Origin of the sequence: Mycobacterium shigaense (assembly GCF_002356315.1) — a bacterium.
GTDB lineage: Bacteria > Actinomycetota > Actinomycetes > Mycobacteriales > Mycobacteriaceae > Mycobacterium > Mycobacterium shigaense.
Genome location: NZ_AP018164.1, coordinates 3873706 through 3889879, shown reverse-complemented (window position 1 = coordinate 3889879; position 16174 = coordinate 3873706). Strand labels below are relative to the sequence as shown.

Below are 16174 nucleotides of genomic sequence, written 5' to 3'. Positions count from 1 at the left end.
TTACCTCCTGCGCAGCAGCGTGGTTCGGGATTCTTGCGGGATGAGCGGCATGTTGATGATGTGGGCGACCGCATATCCTGGGTCGATGCGGACGTAATTTGCTTGCCCCCACTGATATTCCTGGCCGGTGATCTCATCGCGCACCCAAAAGCGCTCATATGGCTCCATACCCAATGCCGCCATGTCTAACCACACCGTTGCTTCTTCGGGCCCGAGTGCGTTGAGCGTCACCACTACCAGCACGCAGTCGCCGGTGGCCGGATCGAACTTGCTGTAGGCGAGCAGGGCATCGTTGTCCACGTCGTGGAAGTGGATGTTGCGCAGCTGCTGCAGCGCCGGATGTGTCCGGCGAATCGTGTTGAGCTGCTTGATGAACGGCTCGAGCGATCGGCCTTCGGCAAGGGCACGCGCGTAGTCGCGGGGACGCAGCTCGTACTTTTCCGAGTCGAGGTATTCTTCGCTGCCTTCGCGCACGGCGCGGTGCTCGAACAGCTCGTAGCCGGAATACACGCCCCAGGCCGGGCTCATGGTCGCCGCCAGCGCCGCGCGGATGGCGAACATACCCGGACCGTTGTGCTGCAGTATTGCGTGCAGGATGTCGGGCGTGTTGACAAAGAGGTTGGGCCGGCGGAAGTCGGCGAGGGCGGCGATGTCGTTGCCGAACTCGGTGAGCTCCCACTTGGCGGTGCGCCAGGTGAAGTAGCTGTAGGACTGCGTGAAGCCGAGTTTGGCTAGGCCGTACTGGCGGGCCGGCGGGGTGAACGCCTCCGAGAGGAAGAGCACGTCAGGATCGGTGTCTTTGACCTGACCGATCAGCCACGCCCAGAAGTCCGGCGGCTTGGTGTGCGGATTGTCGACCCGAAAGAACTTGACGCCGTGGTCAACCCAGTGCCGGACCACGCGCAGCACCTCGTCGTAGAGGCCGGCGGGATCGTTGTCGAAGTTGAGCGGGTAGATGTCCTGGTATTTCTTCGGCGGGTTCTCCGCGTAGGCGATGGTGCCGTCCGGCAGCTCGGTGAACCACCGCCGATGATCGCGCGCCCACGGATGATCCGGCGCGCACTGCAGCGCCAGGTCCAGGGCGACCTCCATGCCCAGATCGCTTGCCGCGGCTACGAAATCGTCGAAATCATCGATGGTGCCCAGGTTCGGATGAACGGCATCGTGGCCGCCCTCGTCGCTGCCGATTGCCCACGGCGATCCGACGTCGCCGGGCTCGGCGGTGGGAGAGTTGTTGCGGCCCTTGCGATGTACCTTGCCGATCGGGTGGATCGGCGGCAGGTACACGACGTCGAAACCCATGTCGGCGATGCGGGGCAGGTCTGCAGCCGCCGTCGCGAAGGTGCCGTGCACGGGCTTGCTGTCGCCGTCCCAGCCACCGGTCGACCGCGGGAACATCTCGTACCAGGAGCCGAATCTCGCCAGCGGCCGGTCCACCCAGACGCCGTACTGCTGGCCGCGAGTGACGATGTCGCGCAACGGATAGGCGTTCAGCAGCTCCTCGGTCTCGGGCGCCAACGCCGGCGCGGTCCGCGTCACCGGGTCGCCGGGGGCCCGCAGCGCGGCGGCGGCCGCCAGCAGCGGCCCGCGGCCCGCGCGCGGCACGCCGGTCGCGGCGCGCTCGAACAGAGCCGCGCCGACCAACAGGTCGTTGCTCAGTTCGGTCTCGCCCTGTCCGGCATCCAGTTTGGCGACCAGGCCGTGCCGCCACGTCTCGACGGGGTCGCCCCACCCGTCGACGCGAAACGTCCACAGCCCGACCCGGTCGGGCGTGAACTGGCCGTGGAAAACGTAGGGTTCCTGCCCCATCGTCATGGGTAGCGCCAGCGGTTTGACACGCTCGGCCGCGCCCGTCTGGGGCACCGAGTCTACCCGCTCGGGCGCCTGCACCGCCTTGACTCGGCGGGTCTCGGTGACCTGCGGATAACGCGGGCCCAGGTAACGCACCACCAGGGTCGCCGCTACGGCATCGTGGCCCTCTCGCCACACCGCGGCGCTGACCGGCACTACCTCGCCGACGACCGCCTTGGCAGGATATGCGCCGCAGGAAACGACCGGCTGGACGTTATCGATCTCGACACGACCGGGCACCACCACTCCGTTTCGTCCGATTTGTTTTGGGGCCAGACCGCGGTGTGCTGCTTCGCGGAAAGCCTGTCGTCTCGGGAAACTTCCTCTCGTGGGGAACTTCCTCTAGCTGGGGAGGCGTCATTGCGGCCCCGATAAGTACCCGGTACCCACCCTAGTGTCTGGCCACACTCTGCAGGGCAATCGGTCGCCTCCGGCGTCCTGCGGTGCGTCCGATCCTTAGTAAGGTAGTGACGTGTGAAAGCCCTCCGCCGCTTTACCGTCCGCGCTCATCTGCCCGAACGCCTCGCCGCGCTGGAACAGTTGTCGACGAACCTGCGGTGGTCCTGGGACAAAGCGACGCAGGATCTTTTCGCGGCGATCGATCCGGCGCTATGGGCCAGCTGCGGCAGCGATCCGGTGGAGCTGCTCGGCGCCGTAAGCCCCGCGCGCCTAGACGAACTGGCGCTCGACGAAGACTTTCTGCGCTGGCTCGACGAGCTCGCGGGCGAGCTGGACGACTACCTGAGCCGTCCGCTGTGGTATCAGCAACAGCAGCAGGCCGGCGTGGCGGTGCCCACCGGGATTGCGTATTTCTCGATGGAGTTCGGCGTCGCCGAGGTGCTGCCCAATTACTCGGGTGGCTTGGGAATCCTCGCCGGTGACCATCTGAAGTCCGCGTCCGACCTGGGAGTACCGCTGATCGCGGTGGGCCTGTACTACCGCTCCGGCTACTTCCGGCAGTCGCTGACCGCCGAGGGCTGGCAGAACGAGACCTACCCGTCGCTGGATCCGCAAGGGCTGCCGCTGCGCCTGCTCACCGACGCGGCCGGGGATCCCGTTCTGGTGCAGCTGTCGCTGCCGGACTCGGCGCAGCTGAACGCCCGGATCTGGGTGGCGCAGGTAGGTCGCGTTCCGCTACTGCTGCTGGACTCCGACGTGCCCGAGAACGAACACGACTTGCGCGGCGTCACCGACCGGCTCTACGGCGGCGACCAGGAACACCGGATGAAACAGGAGATCCTGGCGGGCGTCGGCGGCGTGCGGGCGATCCGCGCGTTCACCGCCGTCGAGGGGCGGCCCGCGCCCGAGGTGTTCCACATGAACGAAGGGCACGCCGGGTTCCTCGGCGTCGAGCGCATCCGCGAGCTGATGACCGATGCGGGACTGGACTTCGACACCGCCCTCACGGTCGTGCGGGCCAGCACCGTTTTCACCACCCATACGCCGGTGCCCGCCGGTATCGATCGCTTCCCGCTCGAGATGGTGCGGCAGTACTTCGACGATCATCTCGATGACGACGCCGACGATCGCACGCCGGAGTTGTTGCCGGGCGTTCCCACGGCGCGGGTGCTCGCGCTCGGCGCCGAAGACGATCCGGAAAAGTTCAACATGGCGCACATGGGTCTGCGGCTTGCGCAGCGCGCCAACGGTGTTTCGCAGCTGCACGGACGGGTCAGCCGGGCGATGTTCAACGAGCTGTGGCCGGGCTTCGACCGGGGCGAGGTGCCGATTGGTTCGATCACCAACGGCGTGCACGCGCGCACCTGGGCGGCGCCCCAGTGGCTGCAGCTGGGCCGCGAGCTGGCCGGGCCGGACGACGCGGCGTTCAGCGACCCAGGCGTCTGGCTGCGGCTGCGTGAGGTCGACGAGGGACACCTGTGGTGGATTCGCTCGCAACTGCGCTCGCTGCTGGTCGACGACGTGCGGCGCCGGCTGCGCAACTCCTGGCTGGAGCGCGGCGCTACGGACGCCGAATTGGGTTGGATAAGTACGGCATTCGATCCAGGCGTGCTCACCGTCGGGTTTGCCCGCCGGGTGCCCACGTACAAGCGCCTGACGCTGATGCTCAGCGATCCGGACCGGCTGGAGCAGTTGCTGCTCGACGAAAAGCGGCCGATCCAGCTGATCGTCGCCGGGAAATCCCACCCGGCCGACGACGGGGGCAAGGCGCTGATCCAGCAGGTGGTGCGTTTCGCCGATCGGCCCGAGGTGCGGCACCGCATCGCCTTTCTGCCCGACTACGACATGTCGATGGCCCGGCTGTTGTACTGGGGGTGTGACGTGTGGCTGAACAACCCGCTGCGGCCTCTGGAGGCTTGCGGCACTTCAGGAATGAAGAGCGCGCTCAACGGCGGGCTGAACCTGTCGATCCGGGACGGCTGGTGGGACGAGTGGTATGACGGCGAAAACGGTTGGGAGATACCGTCTGCCGATGGATTGGCCGACGAGGCGCGTCGCGACGAGCTGGAGTCCAGCGCCCTGTACAGCCTGCTGGAAGAGGCGGTGACCCCAAAGTTCTACGAGCGCAACGAACACGGGGTGCCGCAGCGCTGGATCGAGATGGTACGGCACACCGTGCAGACGCTGGGGCCGAAAGTGCTTGCCTCCCGGATGGTTCGGGACTACGTCGAGCAGTACTACACGCCGGCGGCGGAGTCGCTGCGCCGAACCCTCGCGCCCGCCGAAGATGGTCCCGAAAACACAATAGAAACACGCGAATTCGGCGCTGCCCGCGAGTTGGCCGCCTACCGCCGCCGCGCCGAAGAAGCGTGGCCGAAGATCGAGATCACCGACGTCGACAGCACCGGGCTTCCGGACACGCCGCTGCTGGGCTCGAAACTCACTCTGACCGCCACCGTGCGGCTGGCCGGGTTGGCGCCCGACGAGGTCACCGTGCAGGCCGTCGTCGGCCGCGTCGACTCCGGCGATGTGCTGCAGGATCCGGTCACCGTCGAGATGACCTACACCGGCACCACCGAGGGCGGCAATCAGGTGTTCTCCACGACGACCCCGTTGCCGGTGGCCGGAGCGGTCGGATACACCGTGCGGGTGCTGCCCGCGCACCCGATGCTGTTGTCCAGCGCGGAGCTGAGACTGGTCACCCTGGCGGGGTAGCCGCTGCGGCACGCAGCCGCCGCAGCGCGCCGCGCACCTGCTCGGCGTTGGTCGTCTGCCAGAACGGCGGCAGCGACGCCCGCAGATAGCCGCCGTAGCCGGCGGTGACCATCCGCGAGTCGAGGACCGCGACCACCCCGCGGTCGGTGACCCGGCGCAACAGCCGCCCGGAACCCTGCGCCAGCAGCAGAGCGGCATGCGCGGCGGCGACGGCCATGAAACCGTTGCCGCCGCGGGCCGCCACCGCGCGCTGGCGCGCGCCCAGCAATGGATCGTCTGGGCGCGGGAAGGGGATGCGGTCGATCAGCACCAGCGACAGCGACGGACCCGGCACGTCGACGCCCTGCCAGAGCGACAACGTGCCGAACAGCGAGGTTTCCGGGTCCGCGCTGAACTGCTCGACCAACGCTGAGGTGCTGTCGTCGCCCTGGCACAACACGGGTGTGGACAGGCGTTCGCGCATGGCCTCCGCGGCGGCCTTGGCGGCCCGCATCGACGAGAACAGTCCCAGGGTCCGCCCGCCGGCGGCGGTGATGAGCTCGGTGATCTCGGCGAGCTGCTCGGCCGAGCCGGTGCCGTCGCGCCCGGGTGCCGGCAGGTGGGCCGCAATATAGAGGATGCCGGCCTTGGCGTGCTGGAACGGCGATCCGACGTCGAGGCCGCGCCACGGTTGCTGCTCGACGGTGTCGGCGGGCCCGGCCTCGGCCCCGGTGAGTCCCCACGCCGCGGCCATCGCGTCGAATGACCCGCCCAGGGTCAGCGTCGCGGAGGTGAGCACCGTCGTCGAACGCGAGAACACCCGGCTGCGCAGCAAGCCCGCTACCGACAGCGGGGCCACCCGCAGCACCGGCCGGGGGGACCCGCGATTGTCCTCATGCTCGAGCCAGACGACGTCGGTGCGGTCGGGGATCGCGGGGACGAACGAGGTGAGGATGCGCGATGCGGTATCGGATATCTCGTTCAGGGCCGCCGCGGCTTCGGCGCGCGTGGCGGCGGCCCCGGCTGGGATTGTCTGTCCGGTGCTCTCGATCGCCGACCGGGCCGCGCCGGCGGCGTCGCGCAGCGCGGTCAGGTAGGTCGCCAGCTCGTCGTCCAGGTGGTCGATGCGCCCGGGAGTCGCGTCGTGGATCGCGGAGGTCAGGATGGCCGACGCCGCGTCCAGCCGGTCCACCAGCTCCGGGCCGATCAGCCGGGCGACCCGCCGCGCGGCCACCCCCAGCGTGGCTGACGTGAGTTCCGCGGTGGCCACCGACGTCACCCGGTCGACCAGCTCGTGCGCTTCGTCGACCACCAGCAGCGCGTGCTCGGGCAGCACCGCCGATTCGGACACCGCGTCGATGGCCAGCAAGGCGTGGTTGGTGACGACGATGTCGGCCGCACCGGCCCGTCCACGGGCCCGTTCGGAGAAGCACTCCGCGCCAAAGGGGCAGCGGGCCGCGCCGATGCATTCCCGCGCGGAGACGCTGACCTGCGACCAGGATCGGTCCGGCACGCCGGGCTTGAGGTCGTCGCGGTCGCCGGTGTCGGTCGCCGCGGCCCAGGCGGTCAGCCGCTGCACGTCGCGGCCCAGCGCGCTGGCCGCCATCGGGTTGAAGAGTTCCTCTTGCGGCTGTTCCGCGTCCGCGCCGGACTCACCCTCCTCGGTCATCCCGCCTCCGTGAATCTTGTTCAGGCACAGGTAGTTTCGTCGGCCCTTCAGCAGGGCGAACTGCGGCGCTCGCGGCAGCGCGGCGGCTAGCGAGTCGGCCAGTCGGGGCAGGTCGCGGTCGACGAGCTGGCGTTGCAAGGCGATGGTCGCCGTCGAGACCACGACCGGCTCCTCGTCGTCGATCGCGCGGATGATCGCGGGAACCAGGTACGCCAGCGACTTTCCGGTGCCGGTGCCCGCCTGCACGACGAGGTGCTCACCGGATTCGAAGGCCGCGGCCACCGCGGTGGCCATCTGCAGCTGGCCGCTGCGTTCGCTGCCGCCGAGCCCGGCCACCGCGACGGCCAGCAGCTCGGGCACGGACCCGGAAACGGACTCCGACACGTCGTCGACCGTAGTGCAGCTCAGGCCGGGATATGCGTCGTCGGGATCGCCGGTTCGCCGGGCGCCAGTTTCAGGCCCTCCCACGGCAAACTGTGCAGCCCCGACGCCACCCGATCCCGGGCGGCGGCCAACGCCGCGGGGCCGGTGTCGGCCACCGGCTCTCCGCCGCGGACCAGCGGGGTGGTCAGCACCCGGCAGGCCTCGGCGGCGACGGGCGGACGGCCCGCCGGGTAGACGACCTCCTCGGTGACGGTGCCGGTCGCCCTGCAGCGCCGCAGCGCCTCCTTGTGGCCGCCCCGGGATTCCTTGTGGCTGCTTCGCTTCTGCACCGGCATACCGTCGACGTCGACCAGTTTGTAGACCATGCCCGCCGTCGGCGCTCCCGAGCCGGTGACCAGCGCGGTGCCGACGCCGTAACTGTCCACCGGCTCGGCGCGCAGCGCCGCGATGGCGAACTCGTCGAGATCGCCGGAGACCACGATGCTCGTCGTGCCGGCGCCCAGCTCGTCGAGTTGCTCGCGCACCTGGCGGGCCAGCACACCCAGCTCGCCGGAGTCGATGCGCACCGCGCCGAGCGTCGGCCCGGCGGCGGCGACGGCGTTGGCCACCCCGGTCGTCACGTCGTAGGTGTCCACCAGCAGGGTGGTTCCCGCTCCCAGCGCGTCGACTTGTGCCCGAAAGGCGGCCAGTTCGGCGGCTTCCAGCGATGCATCGCCGCGGGTGTGCAGCATCGTGAAGGCGTGGGCGGCAGTGCCTTCGGTGGGTATGCCGTACCGGCGCTGCGCCTCGAGGTTCGACGACGCCGCGAACCCGGCGAGGTAGGCGGCGCGGGCCGCCGCGACGGCTGAGCGTTCGTGGGTGCGTCGCGAACCCATCTCGATGAGCGGACGTCCGGCCGCCGCACTGATCATTCGCGCCGCGGCCGAAGCGATCGCGGTGTCGTGGTTGAAAATGGACAGCGCGAGCGTCTCGAGCACCACGCATTCAGCGAAGCTGCCCCGCACCGTCAACAGCGGGGAGCCGGGAAAATACAGCTCACCTTCGGCGTATCCGTCGATGTCGCCGCCGAACCGGAAATCCCGGAGGTAGCGCACCGTGTCAGGGTCGAGGAATTGCGCCACCAGGCGGCACGCCTCATCGTCGAACCTGAACTGCGGCAACGCTTCCAGTAGCCGGCCGGTCCCGGCGACCACGCCGTAGCGGCGCCCCGCGGGCAGCCGGCGGGCGAATAATTCGAAGGTGGTTCGGCGATCCGCGGAGCCGTCCCGCAGCGCGGCTGCCAGCATGGTGAACTCGTACTTGTCGGTCAGCAGCCCAGCTAAGAGGGGCTCGTTCATCCTCCCAACGGTAACGGCTGGCTGCGCGGCGAGGTTGTCTCGGTATCCTGGAGGCCATGGTTGTTGCGTCAGCGCCTACCAAGCCGGACACCAGCGGGCAGCGCGGGGCTGCTCCGGTCGACGTCACGGCCAGTCCGTGGGTCACCATCGTGTGGGACGACCCGGTCAATCTGATGACGTACGTGACGTATGTGTTCCAGAAGTTGTTCGGCTACAGCGAGTCGCAGGCCACCAAGCTGATGCTGCAGGTGCACAACGAGGGCAGGGCCGTGGTGTCGGCGGGTAGCCGAGAGTCCATGGAAGTCGACGTGTCCAAACTGCATGCCGCCGGGTTATGGGCGACCCTGCAGCAGGACCGCTGAGAATCCAGGGCATCCGGGCTGCCTGTGCGCAAATGGAAGCGCGTCGAGACCGCCGACGGTCCCCGTTTTCGGTCCGCCCTGGCGGCGCATGAGGCCGCCCTGCTCAGGAATCTCGGCACGGCGCTGATCGGTTTGCTCGACGAGCGCGAATCCTCGTCGCCCTCAGACGAACTCGAGGCGATCACCGGCATCAAGATCGGAAGCTCGCAGCCCCCGGACGATCCGACGCTGCGACGGCTGCTGCCCGACTTTTACAAGTCCGACCACGACGATCCGCTGGCCGCCAGCACCGAAAGCCTCAATGCCGCGCTGCGAAATCTGCACGAACCGCGGATCATCGAGGCCAAACGTGTTGCGGCACAGCGATTGTTGGATACGATCCCGGAGAATGGCGGCCGGTTCGAGCTGACCGAGGATGACGCGAACGCGTGGATCTCGTCGGTCAACGACATCCGGCTGACGCTCGGGGTGATGCTCGACATCGGGCCGCACGGCCCGGACCGGTTGCCCGAGGACCATCCGCTGGCCACCCATTTCGACGTGTATCAGTGGCTCACCGTGCTGCAGGAATGTCTGGTCCTGGTGCTGATGGGCAAGTCCGCCTGATGGACTCGATCACGGACGTCGGCGGTGTCCGTGTCGGCCACCACCAGCGACTGGAGCCCGACGCGTCGATGGGCGCGGGATGGGCCCGCGGGGTGACCGTGGTCCTGACACCCCCCGGGACGGTCGGCGCGGTCGACTGTCGCGGCGGCGCGCCCGGCACCCGGGAGACCGACCTGCTCGATCCGGCCAACACGATGCGGTACGTGGACGCGGTGCTGCTCGCCGGCGGCAGCGCCTACGGCCTGGCGGCCGCCGACGGTGTCATGCGCTGGCTCGAGGAGCACGGCCGCGGCGTCGCGATGGACGGCGGCGTGGTGCCCATCGTCCCGGGCGCGGTGATCTTCGATCTGCCGGTCGGCGGCTGGGACCGCCGGCCGACCGCGGAGTTCGGCTTCTTGGCTTGCGAAGCCGCGTCTGCGGCCGCCGGTGCGGGGACGGCCATCGGGACGGTCGGTGCCGGCGTGGGGGCACGCGCCGGCGTTCTCAAGGGCGGGGTCGGGACGGCGTCCACCGCCCTGCCGTCTGGCGTGACCGTCGGTGCGCTGGCCGTGGTGAACTCCGTGGGTGAGGTCGTCGACCGCAGCACGGGCCTGCCCTGGATGGCGGCCGCGATCGGCGAGTTCGCGCTGCGGCCGCCGCCGGCCGAGCAGATCGAGGCGCTCGCCGCGCTGCCGTCCAAGCTCGAGCCGCTGAACACCACGATCGCGGTGGTCGCGACGGACGCGGCGCTCAGCCCGGCGGGATGCCGGCGGATGGCGGTCGCCGCGCAGGACGGTCTGGCCCGCAGCATCCGGCCGGCGCACACGCCGCTAGATGGCGACACGGTGTTCGCCCTGGCCACCGGGGCCGTCGAGGTGCCGCCCCCGGCCGAGGCGCCGGCCGCGATGTCTCCCGAGACGCGGCTGGTGACCGAGGTCGGCGCCGCCGCGGCCGACTGCCTGGCGCGCGCGGTGCTGGTCGGCGTGCTGGCCGCCGAGTCGGTCGCCGGGATACCGACTTACCGCGATCTGTTGCCCGGCGCATTCGCGCCCTGAGCGAAGCGGGGCGGTGACCGGCCCCGGCACCGGTACCCTGGACGATGCCAAGGCGCTCCAGAAGGGCAGTTATGGGCATGAGCCCGGGACATCAGCAGACAATGGCCACGCCGCCGAAAAAGCGGCCCCACTGGGCGGTGGGCGGGGCCACGATCCTCACCTTCGTGGCGCTGCTCTACCTCGTCGAGCTGATCGACCAGCTGACCCGGCACTCCCTGGACGCCAACGGCATCAGGCCGCTCGAGGCCGACGGGCTGTGGGGGATCATCTTCGCCCCGGTGCTGCACGCCAACTGGGCGCACCTGATGGCCAACACCCTGCCGTTGCTGGTCCTGGGATTCCTGATGACGCTGGCCGGCCTGTCCCGGTTCGTGTGGGCCACCGCGATCGTGTGGATTCTCGGCGGGTTCGGCACCTGGTTCATCGGCGACATCGGCAGCAGCTGCGGTCCCACCGATCACATCGGCGCCTCGGGGCTGATCTTCGGCTGGCTGGCCTTCCTGCTGGTGTTCGGCATCTTCGTGCGCAGATTCGTAGACATCGCCGTCGGGCTGGTCGTGTTGTTCGCCTACGGCGGCGTCCTGCTGGGTGCCATGCCCGTGCTGGGTCAGTGCGGCGGCGTGTCGTGGCAGGGCCACCTGTGCGGGGCCGTCGCCGGGGTCGTGGCGGCGTACCTGCTGTCGGCCCCCGAACGCCGGGCGCGGGCTCAACGACAGGCCCGCGCTGCCGTGACACGGCTGAAAACATGACCTCGCCACTGGCGCCCGTCGGGGTCTTCGACTCCGGCGTCGGCGGGTTGACCGTCGCCCGCGCGATCATCGACCAGCTGCCCGACGAGGACATCGTCTACGTGGGCGACACCGCCAATGGTCCTTATGGCCCGCTCACCATCCCCGAGGTCCGGGCGCACGCGCTGGCCATCGGCGACGACTTGGTGAGTCGCGGGGTCAAGGTCCTGGTGATCGCGTGCAACACGGCGTCGGCCGCCTGCCTGCGGGATGCCCGCGAACGCTACGACGTGCCGGTCGTCGAGGTGATCCTGCCGGCGGTGCGGCGCGCCGCGGCCACCACCCGCAACGGCCGCATCGGTGTCATCGGGACGCAGGCCACCATCACGTCGCACGCCTACCAGGACGCGTTCGCCGCCGCCCGCGACACCGAGGTCACCGCGGTGGCCTGCCCGCGTTTCGTCGACTTCGTCGAGCGCGGGGTGACCAGCGGGCGACAGGTCCTCGGGCTGGCCGAGGGTTACCTCGAGCCGCTGCAGCGCGCCCAGGTCGACACGCTGGTGCTGGGCTGCACGCACTACCCGCTGCTGTCCGGGCTGATCCAACTGGCGATGGGCGAGAACGTGACGCTGGTTTCCAGCGCCGAAGAGACCGCCAAGGAAGTGCTTCGGGTGCTCACGGAACGAGATCTGCTCCGTCCGCATGACGCGCCACCGGCCACCCGGATCTTCGAAGCCACGGGCGATCCGGAGGCGTTCACCACACTGGCGGCGCGATTCTTGGGGCCGGCCGTGACCGGTGTCAGGCCGGTGCAGCATTCCCGCATCGACTAGCGCACAGAGATTCTCATCACATCAATACCTCGATGTTTTTCTCATGGTGCGACTGGGCATGGCACAGTAGTGTCCGTGCGAATTACCGTCCTGGGCTGCTCGGGCAGCGTGGTGGGTCCGGATTCGCCTGCATCCGGTTATCTGCTTCGGGCCCCGGACACTCCGCCGCTGGTCCTCGACTTCGGCGGGGGCGTGCTCGGCGCGCTGCAGCGCTACGCCGACCCGGGCTCGGTTCATGTGCTGTTGTCGCATCTGCATGCCGATCACTGCCTGGACATGCCGGGGCTGTTCGTGTGGCGCCGTTACCATCCCACGAAGCCGCTCGGGAAGGCGTTGCTCTACGGCCCGAGTGACACGTGGTCGCGGCTGGGCGCGGCGTCGTCGCCCTACGGCGGGGAAATCGACGACTGTTCGGACATCTTCGACGTGCGGCACTGGGTCGACGGCGAACCGGTGACGATCGGCGCGCTCACGGTGACCCCGCGCGTGGTCGCCCACCCGACGGAGTCCTACGGCCTGCGGATCACCGATCCCAGCGGGGCCTCGTTCGTCTACAGCGGTGACACTGGGACCTGCGACCAGCTCGTCGAGTTGGCGCGCGATGCCGACGTCTTCCTGTGCGAGGCCTCCTGGACCCATGCGCCGGACCGGCCGCCCGCCCTGCACCTGTCGGGCACCGACGCCGGCCGGGCCGCCGCCGCGGCCGGTGTCCGCGAGCTGTTGCTCACCCACATCCCGCCGTGGACCTCGCGCGAGGACGTGATCAGCGAGGCCAAGGCCGAATTCGACGGACCCGTGCACGCGGTGGTGTGCGGTGAGACGTTCGACGTCCGGCACTCCGAGCGAGTCTGACCCCACCCGCCCGCTCCGCACGGCACCCGTTGGGGACTGCGGGCTAGGGTTGGCGTCGTGTCCAAACGAGAAGACGGTCGCCTCGACGACGAGCTTCGCCCGCTGACGATCACGCGGGGTTTCACCGAACACCCCGCGGGCTCGGTGCTGATCGAATTCGGCCAAACCAAGGTCCTGTGCACGGCCAGCGTCACCGACGGTGTGCCGCGGTGGCGCAAGGGCTCGGGACTGGGATGGTTGACCGCGGAGTACGCGATGTTGCCGTCTGCCACCCACACTCGCTCCGACCGGGAATCGCTGAAGGGCCGCCCGTCGGGCCGTACCCAGGAGATCAGCCGCCTCATCGGCCGGTCGCTGCGCGCGTGCATCAGCCTGGCGGCGTTGGGGGAAAACACGATTGCCGTCGACTGCGATGTGCTGCAGGCCGATGGCGGAACCCGGACGGCGGCCATCACCGGCGCCTACGTGGCCCTGGCCGACGCGGTGACCTACCTGTCGGCGGCGGGCAAGCTGTCGGACCCGCGTCCGCTGTCGTGTGCCATCGCGGCGGTGAGCGTCGGCGTGGTCGACGGCCGGGTCCGTGTCGATCTGCCGTACGAGGAGGATTCGCGCGCCGAGGTCGACATGAACGTCGTCGCCACCGACACCGGGACGCTGGTGGAGATTCAGGGGACCGGTGAGGGTGCGACGTTCCCGCGCTCGACGCTCGACAAGCTGCTCGACATGGCACTCGGCGCATGCGACACGTTGTTCGCCAAGCAGCGCGAGGCATTGGCGTTGCCGTACCCGGGCGTGCTGCCCGAAGGGCCGCCGCCGCCGAAGGGCTTTGGAACCTGACCGCGCTGGCGACGATGCAGACCGCAAGCGATGAGGAGGAGCGGCGCTTGTGACTCAGCTCCTGGTCGCCAGCCGCAATCCCAAGAAGCTGGCCGAGTTGCGCCGGGTGCTCGACGGAGCCGGACTGTCCGGCCTGACGCTGTTGTCGCTCAACGACGTTGAGCCGTTCGATGAGGCGCCGGAAACCGGTGCGACGTTCGAACAGAACGCGTTGGCGAAGGCGCGCGACGCGTTCGCCGCCACGGGTCTGGCGAGTGTGGCCGACGATTCCGGTCTGGCGGTGGCCGCGTTGAATGGCATGCCAGGCGTGCTGTCGGCGCGCTGGGCGGGCAACCACGGCGACGACGCCGCGAACACCGCGCTGCTGCTGGCGCAGCTGCGCGACGTGCCTGACGGGCGGCGCGGCGCGGCGTTCGTGTCGGCCTGCGCGCTGGTGTCGGCCGGCGGCGAGGTCGTCGTGCGCGGGGAGTGGCCGGGGGCGATCGCCCGCGCACCACGCGGCGACGGCGGGTTCGGCTACGACCCGGTTTTCGTTCCCGACGGAACCGAGCGCACCGCGGCGCAACTCAGCCCAGCCGAGAAGGACGCGGCGTCGCACCGCGGTCGCGCGCTGGCCCTGCTCTTGCCGGCACTGCGGGCCCTAGCCTGAATCACGCTGGGCCGCAAGCGCTTTTACCTACAGCGCGAAGCGTGCCTTGATGTCCTTGGTCTGGAAGTGCTCGACGATGATGCCCGCCAGCGGAATGGTTCCGGCCAACAGCACTCCGATGGTCTTGCCGATGGGCCAGCGGACCTTGATCGCGAGATTGAACGCGGTCAGCACGTAGACGAAGTACACCCAGCCGTGCACTACGCCGATCCACCGGATCTCGTGCTGGAAGACGAGGTGCGAGATGATCTCGTAGGTCAGCGCGATCAGCCACAGGCCCGTCGTCCACGCCATGATCCGGTAGCCGAGCAGCGCGGTGCGGACTTGGTTAGCGGGAACTGCTGGCGCCCCGGGGTTTTCGGGTGTGGTCATGCGGTCGTCCTGTTCTGCTTCTCGGTGTCGTTCTTGGCGAGCTCGGCCAAATAGGCGTTGTAATCCCGCAGCGCGGGGTCGTCGGGCGGTGATTGCGCGGGCGCCGGCCGTTCGGGCAGCAACCCGGCGGGTATCTCGGTCACGGCGCCGGGGCGGTGCGGCTCCGGTGGCGTCTGTTCGTAGCGAACGAACTTGCGGTACGCGTACACACAAAACCAGGCGAACATCGGCCACTGCAGCGCGTAGCCGAGGTTTTGCACCGTGCCCGAAACCGATTCGAAACGGGTCCACTGCCACCAGGCCAACGCCAGGCAGACGCAGGCGGCGACGATCACCAACGCGATCAGTGCCGGCCTGCGGTGACGCCTCCCATTAGCCTGCGCGGACACCCCTCGACGGTACCCCCGGGCCGGAGCGCCGACGGCACCCAGGGTTGCCCGGTACGCGGAGTGGCGTAGCTCTCACCGCCCAGAGAAAGGCTAGCTTGCCTTACGTGGCCCGGTGCGGGTCCGTCGCCATGTCCGGCTACGAGGACTGGATGGGACGCTCCAACGCGTAGAGCACTATGCGACGGGTGGGCATGTCGTGCTCGCCCAGTGATCGGCATCCCACGTACTCGCACAGCCGGCGGACGACCGTGTTGCGGTGGTCGGGGTCGAACATGATCCGGCCGCAGCGCGGTTCCAAAGCGAACACGCTGGCGACGATTCGCGGCAGCAGCCGGGGCCCGAGGCCGCGGTTGACCAACGCCAGATCCGCGATGGCCGCGTGCAACCCCAGGTCGCAGGGCTGGGCGTCGTAGTGGCGCGAGATCAAATCCTTTGCCGCCCAATAGATCTCCAGGTATGCGCACTCAACGCCGCGCAGGGCCGCGATCAACGGCAGCGAGTAGGTGCCGTCGAGCTGCGCGCCGATGTGCCGTTGCCAGCGCCAGGTCGGCCAGTCGTACTCCCAGGTCTGCGCGAGGTGGGGGCGGTTCATCCACTCGGCCACCATCTCTGCGTCGGCGCGTTCGGCGACCCGAAATCCGTGGGGCGACTCCAGCGCGGGGACCGGCGGCCGGCCAAGTCGCGCAACCTCTTCCGGCAGATCCGTGCGCTCCCGCGGAAGGGCGTAGGTCGTGTCGTCGGCGTGGGTGTTCGCAGCTGCTTCGGTCATCGACCGCAGAGCCTACCGGAGGATGCGCGGCACTAGTTAGGGTAGGCATACCATAGTGAGTCGCGGGCCGGTGTTGCTGCGGATTCACCCGGCTCGGGCGTAACCGGCACGGTAATCTGTGTGGCGCCCACGCGCGAGTGGCGGAATTGGTAGACGCGCTGGATTTAGGTTCCAGTGTCCTTCGGACGTGGGGGTTCGAGTCCCCCCTTGCGCACTCTTGGGTCGGCTGGGCAGCTGTCGGTCAGATCGGCCCGCGACCGCGCGTTGCCGCCACCGTGGCGCCAGCGTGACACTCAGCGAACAAGTGTTGATTGAATGCGGCGGTGGGGAAGCCGATTGAGAACCGTGTTCTCGGCCGATGCACGCGACTCCCAATCATTGGACAATCATTGGACGACACAGTGGGATT

15 protein-coding genes and 1 tRNA gene are annotated in these 16174 nt (G+C 69.1%); 10 read left to right on the top strand and 6 right to left on the bottom strand.

The genetic code is table 11. The annotated features are described in order from the left end of the window. Window positions 1–2091, bottom strand: coding sequence for an alpha-1,4-glucan--maltose-1-phosphate maltosyltransferase (locus MSG_RS18120; protein ID WP_205529653.1), 2091 nt, complete (start codon window positions 2089–2091; stop codon window positions 1–3). Window positions 2092–2325: 234 nt separating this feature from the next. Between MSG_RS18120 and glgP the strand changes: the two genes are divergently transcribed. Next, a complete protein-coding gene (glgP, locus tag MSG_RS18115) occupies window positions 2326–4965 on the top strand; it encodes an alpha-glucan family phosphorylase (protein ID WP_096441736.1) in 2640 nt (879 codons plus the stop codon). Here the strand turns inward: glgP and MSG_RS18110 are convergent. After that, entirely contained in the window at window positions 4949–6997 is a 2049-nt protein-coding gene (locus MSG_RS18110) for an ATP-dependent DNA helicase (protein WP_096441734.1), read from the bottom strand. The two genes, glgP and MSG_RS18110, sit on opposite strands and share 17 nt — an antisense overlap. Before the next feature lie 20 nt (window positions 6998–7017). Continuing rightward, window positions 7018–8334 (bottom strand): nicotinate phosphoribosyltransferase, encoded by a 1317-nt coding sequence (locus MSG_RS18105; RefSeq protein ID WP_096441732.1) that lies wholly within the window; start codon window positions 8332–8334, stop codon window positions 7018–7020. Between the two features lie 56 nt (window positions 8335–8390). Here MSG_RS18105 and clpS point away from each other — a divergent pair, with 56 nt between their 5' ends. From clpS to rdgB, 8 genes are all read left to right on the top strand, one after another. After that, window positions 8391–8696: an ATP-dependent Clp protease adapter ClpS gene (clpS, locus tag MSG_RS18100; RefSeq protein ID WP_096441730.1), complete on the top strand. Its 306-nt coding sequence runs from the start codon at window positions 8391–8393 to the stop codon at window positions 8694–8696. Between the two features lie 24 nt (window positions 8697–8720). After that, window positions 8721–9302: an oxidative stress transcriptional regulator AosR gene (gene aosR, locus MSG_RS18095; RefSeq protein ID WP_096441728.1), complete on the top strand. Its 582-nt coding sequence runs from the start codon at window positions 8721–8723 to the stop codon at window positions 9300–9302. Beyond that, complete coding sequence (locus MSG_RS18090) at window positions 9302–10336, top strand: P1 family peptidase (protein ID WP_096441726.1); 1035 nt, start codon at window positions 9302–9304, stop codon at window positions 10334–10336. The genes aosR and MSG_RS18090 overlap by 1 nt, the downstream gene beginning before the upstream one ends. Window positions 10337–10380: 44 nt before the next feature. Further along, a complete protein-coding gene (locus tag MSG_RS18085) occupies window positions 10381–11085 on the top strand; it encodes a rhomboid family intramembrane serine protease (RefSeq protein ID WP_373421177.1) in 705 nt (234 codons plus the stop codon). Next, window positions 11082–11897, top strand: coding sequence for a glutamate racemase (gene murI / locus MSG_RS18080; RefSeq protein WP_096441724.1), 816 nt, complete (start codon window positions 11082–11084; stop codon window positions 11895–11897). Before MSG_RS18085 ends, murI begins: the two co-directional genes overlap by 4 nt. A 69-nt stretch (window positions 11898–11966) precedes the next feature. Then, window positions 11967–12749 carry a cyclic nucleotide-degrading phosphodiesterase gene (locus tag MSG_RS18075; protein ID WP_096441722.1) on the top strand — a complete coding sequence of 261 codons (783 nt, stop codon included), beginning with the start codon at window positions 11967–11969 and terminating at the stop codon, window positions 12747–12749. A 57-nt stretch (window positions 12750–12806) separates the two neighbouring features. Next, window positions 12807–13586 (top strand): ribonuclease PH, encoded by a 780-nt coding sequence (gene rph, locus MSG_RS18070; RefSeq protein WP_096441720.1) that lies wholly within the window; start codon window positions 12807–12809, stop codon window positions 13584–13586. 49 nt (window positions 13587–13635) lie between these two features. Further along, window positions 13636–14235, top strand: coding sequence for an RdgB/HAM1 family non-canonical purine NTP pyrophosphatase (rdgB, locus tag MSG_RS18065; protein WP_096441718.1), 600 nt, complete (start codon window positions 13636–13638; stop codon window positions 14233–14235). Between the two features lie 27 nt (window positions 14236–14262). Here the strand turns inward: rdgB and MSG_RS18060 are convergent, their stop codons facing one another. The 3 genes from MSG_RS18060 to MSG_RS18050 all read right to left on the bottom strand — a co-directional run bounded on the left by MSG_RS18060 (window position 14263) and on the right by MSG_RS18050 (window position 15765). Beyond that, complete coding sequence (locus tag MSG_RS18060; protein WP_096441716.1) at window positions 14263–14607, bottom strand: DUF3817 domain-containing protein; 345 nt, start codon at window positions 14605–14607, stop codon at window positions 14263–14265. Next, the gene (locus MSG_RS18055; RefSeq protein ID WP_096441714.1) at window positions 14604–14996 is read right to left on the bottom strand and encodes a hypothetical protein; all 393 of its coding nucleotides are present in this window, start codon (window positions 14994–14996) and stop codon (window positions 14604–14606) included. Before MSG_RS18055 ends, MSG_RS18060 begins: the two co-directional genes overlap by 4 nt. A gap of 136 nt (window positions 14997–15132) precedes the next feature. Further along, on the bottom strand, window positions 15133–15765 hold the full coding sequence (locus MSG_RS18050; protein ID WP_096441712.1) for a GNAT family N-acetyltransferase: 633 nt from the start codon (window positions 15763–15765) through the stop codon (window positions 15133–15135). Between the two features lie 131 nt (window positions 15766–15896). On the opposite strand from MSG_RS18050, the gene MSG_RS18045 reads away from it, so the two are divergent. Continuing rightward, window positions 15897–15979: transfer RNA gene (locus tag MSG_RS18045), tRNA-Leu, on the top strand. Window positions 15980–16174: the final 195 nt, after the last annotated feature.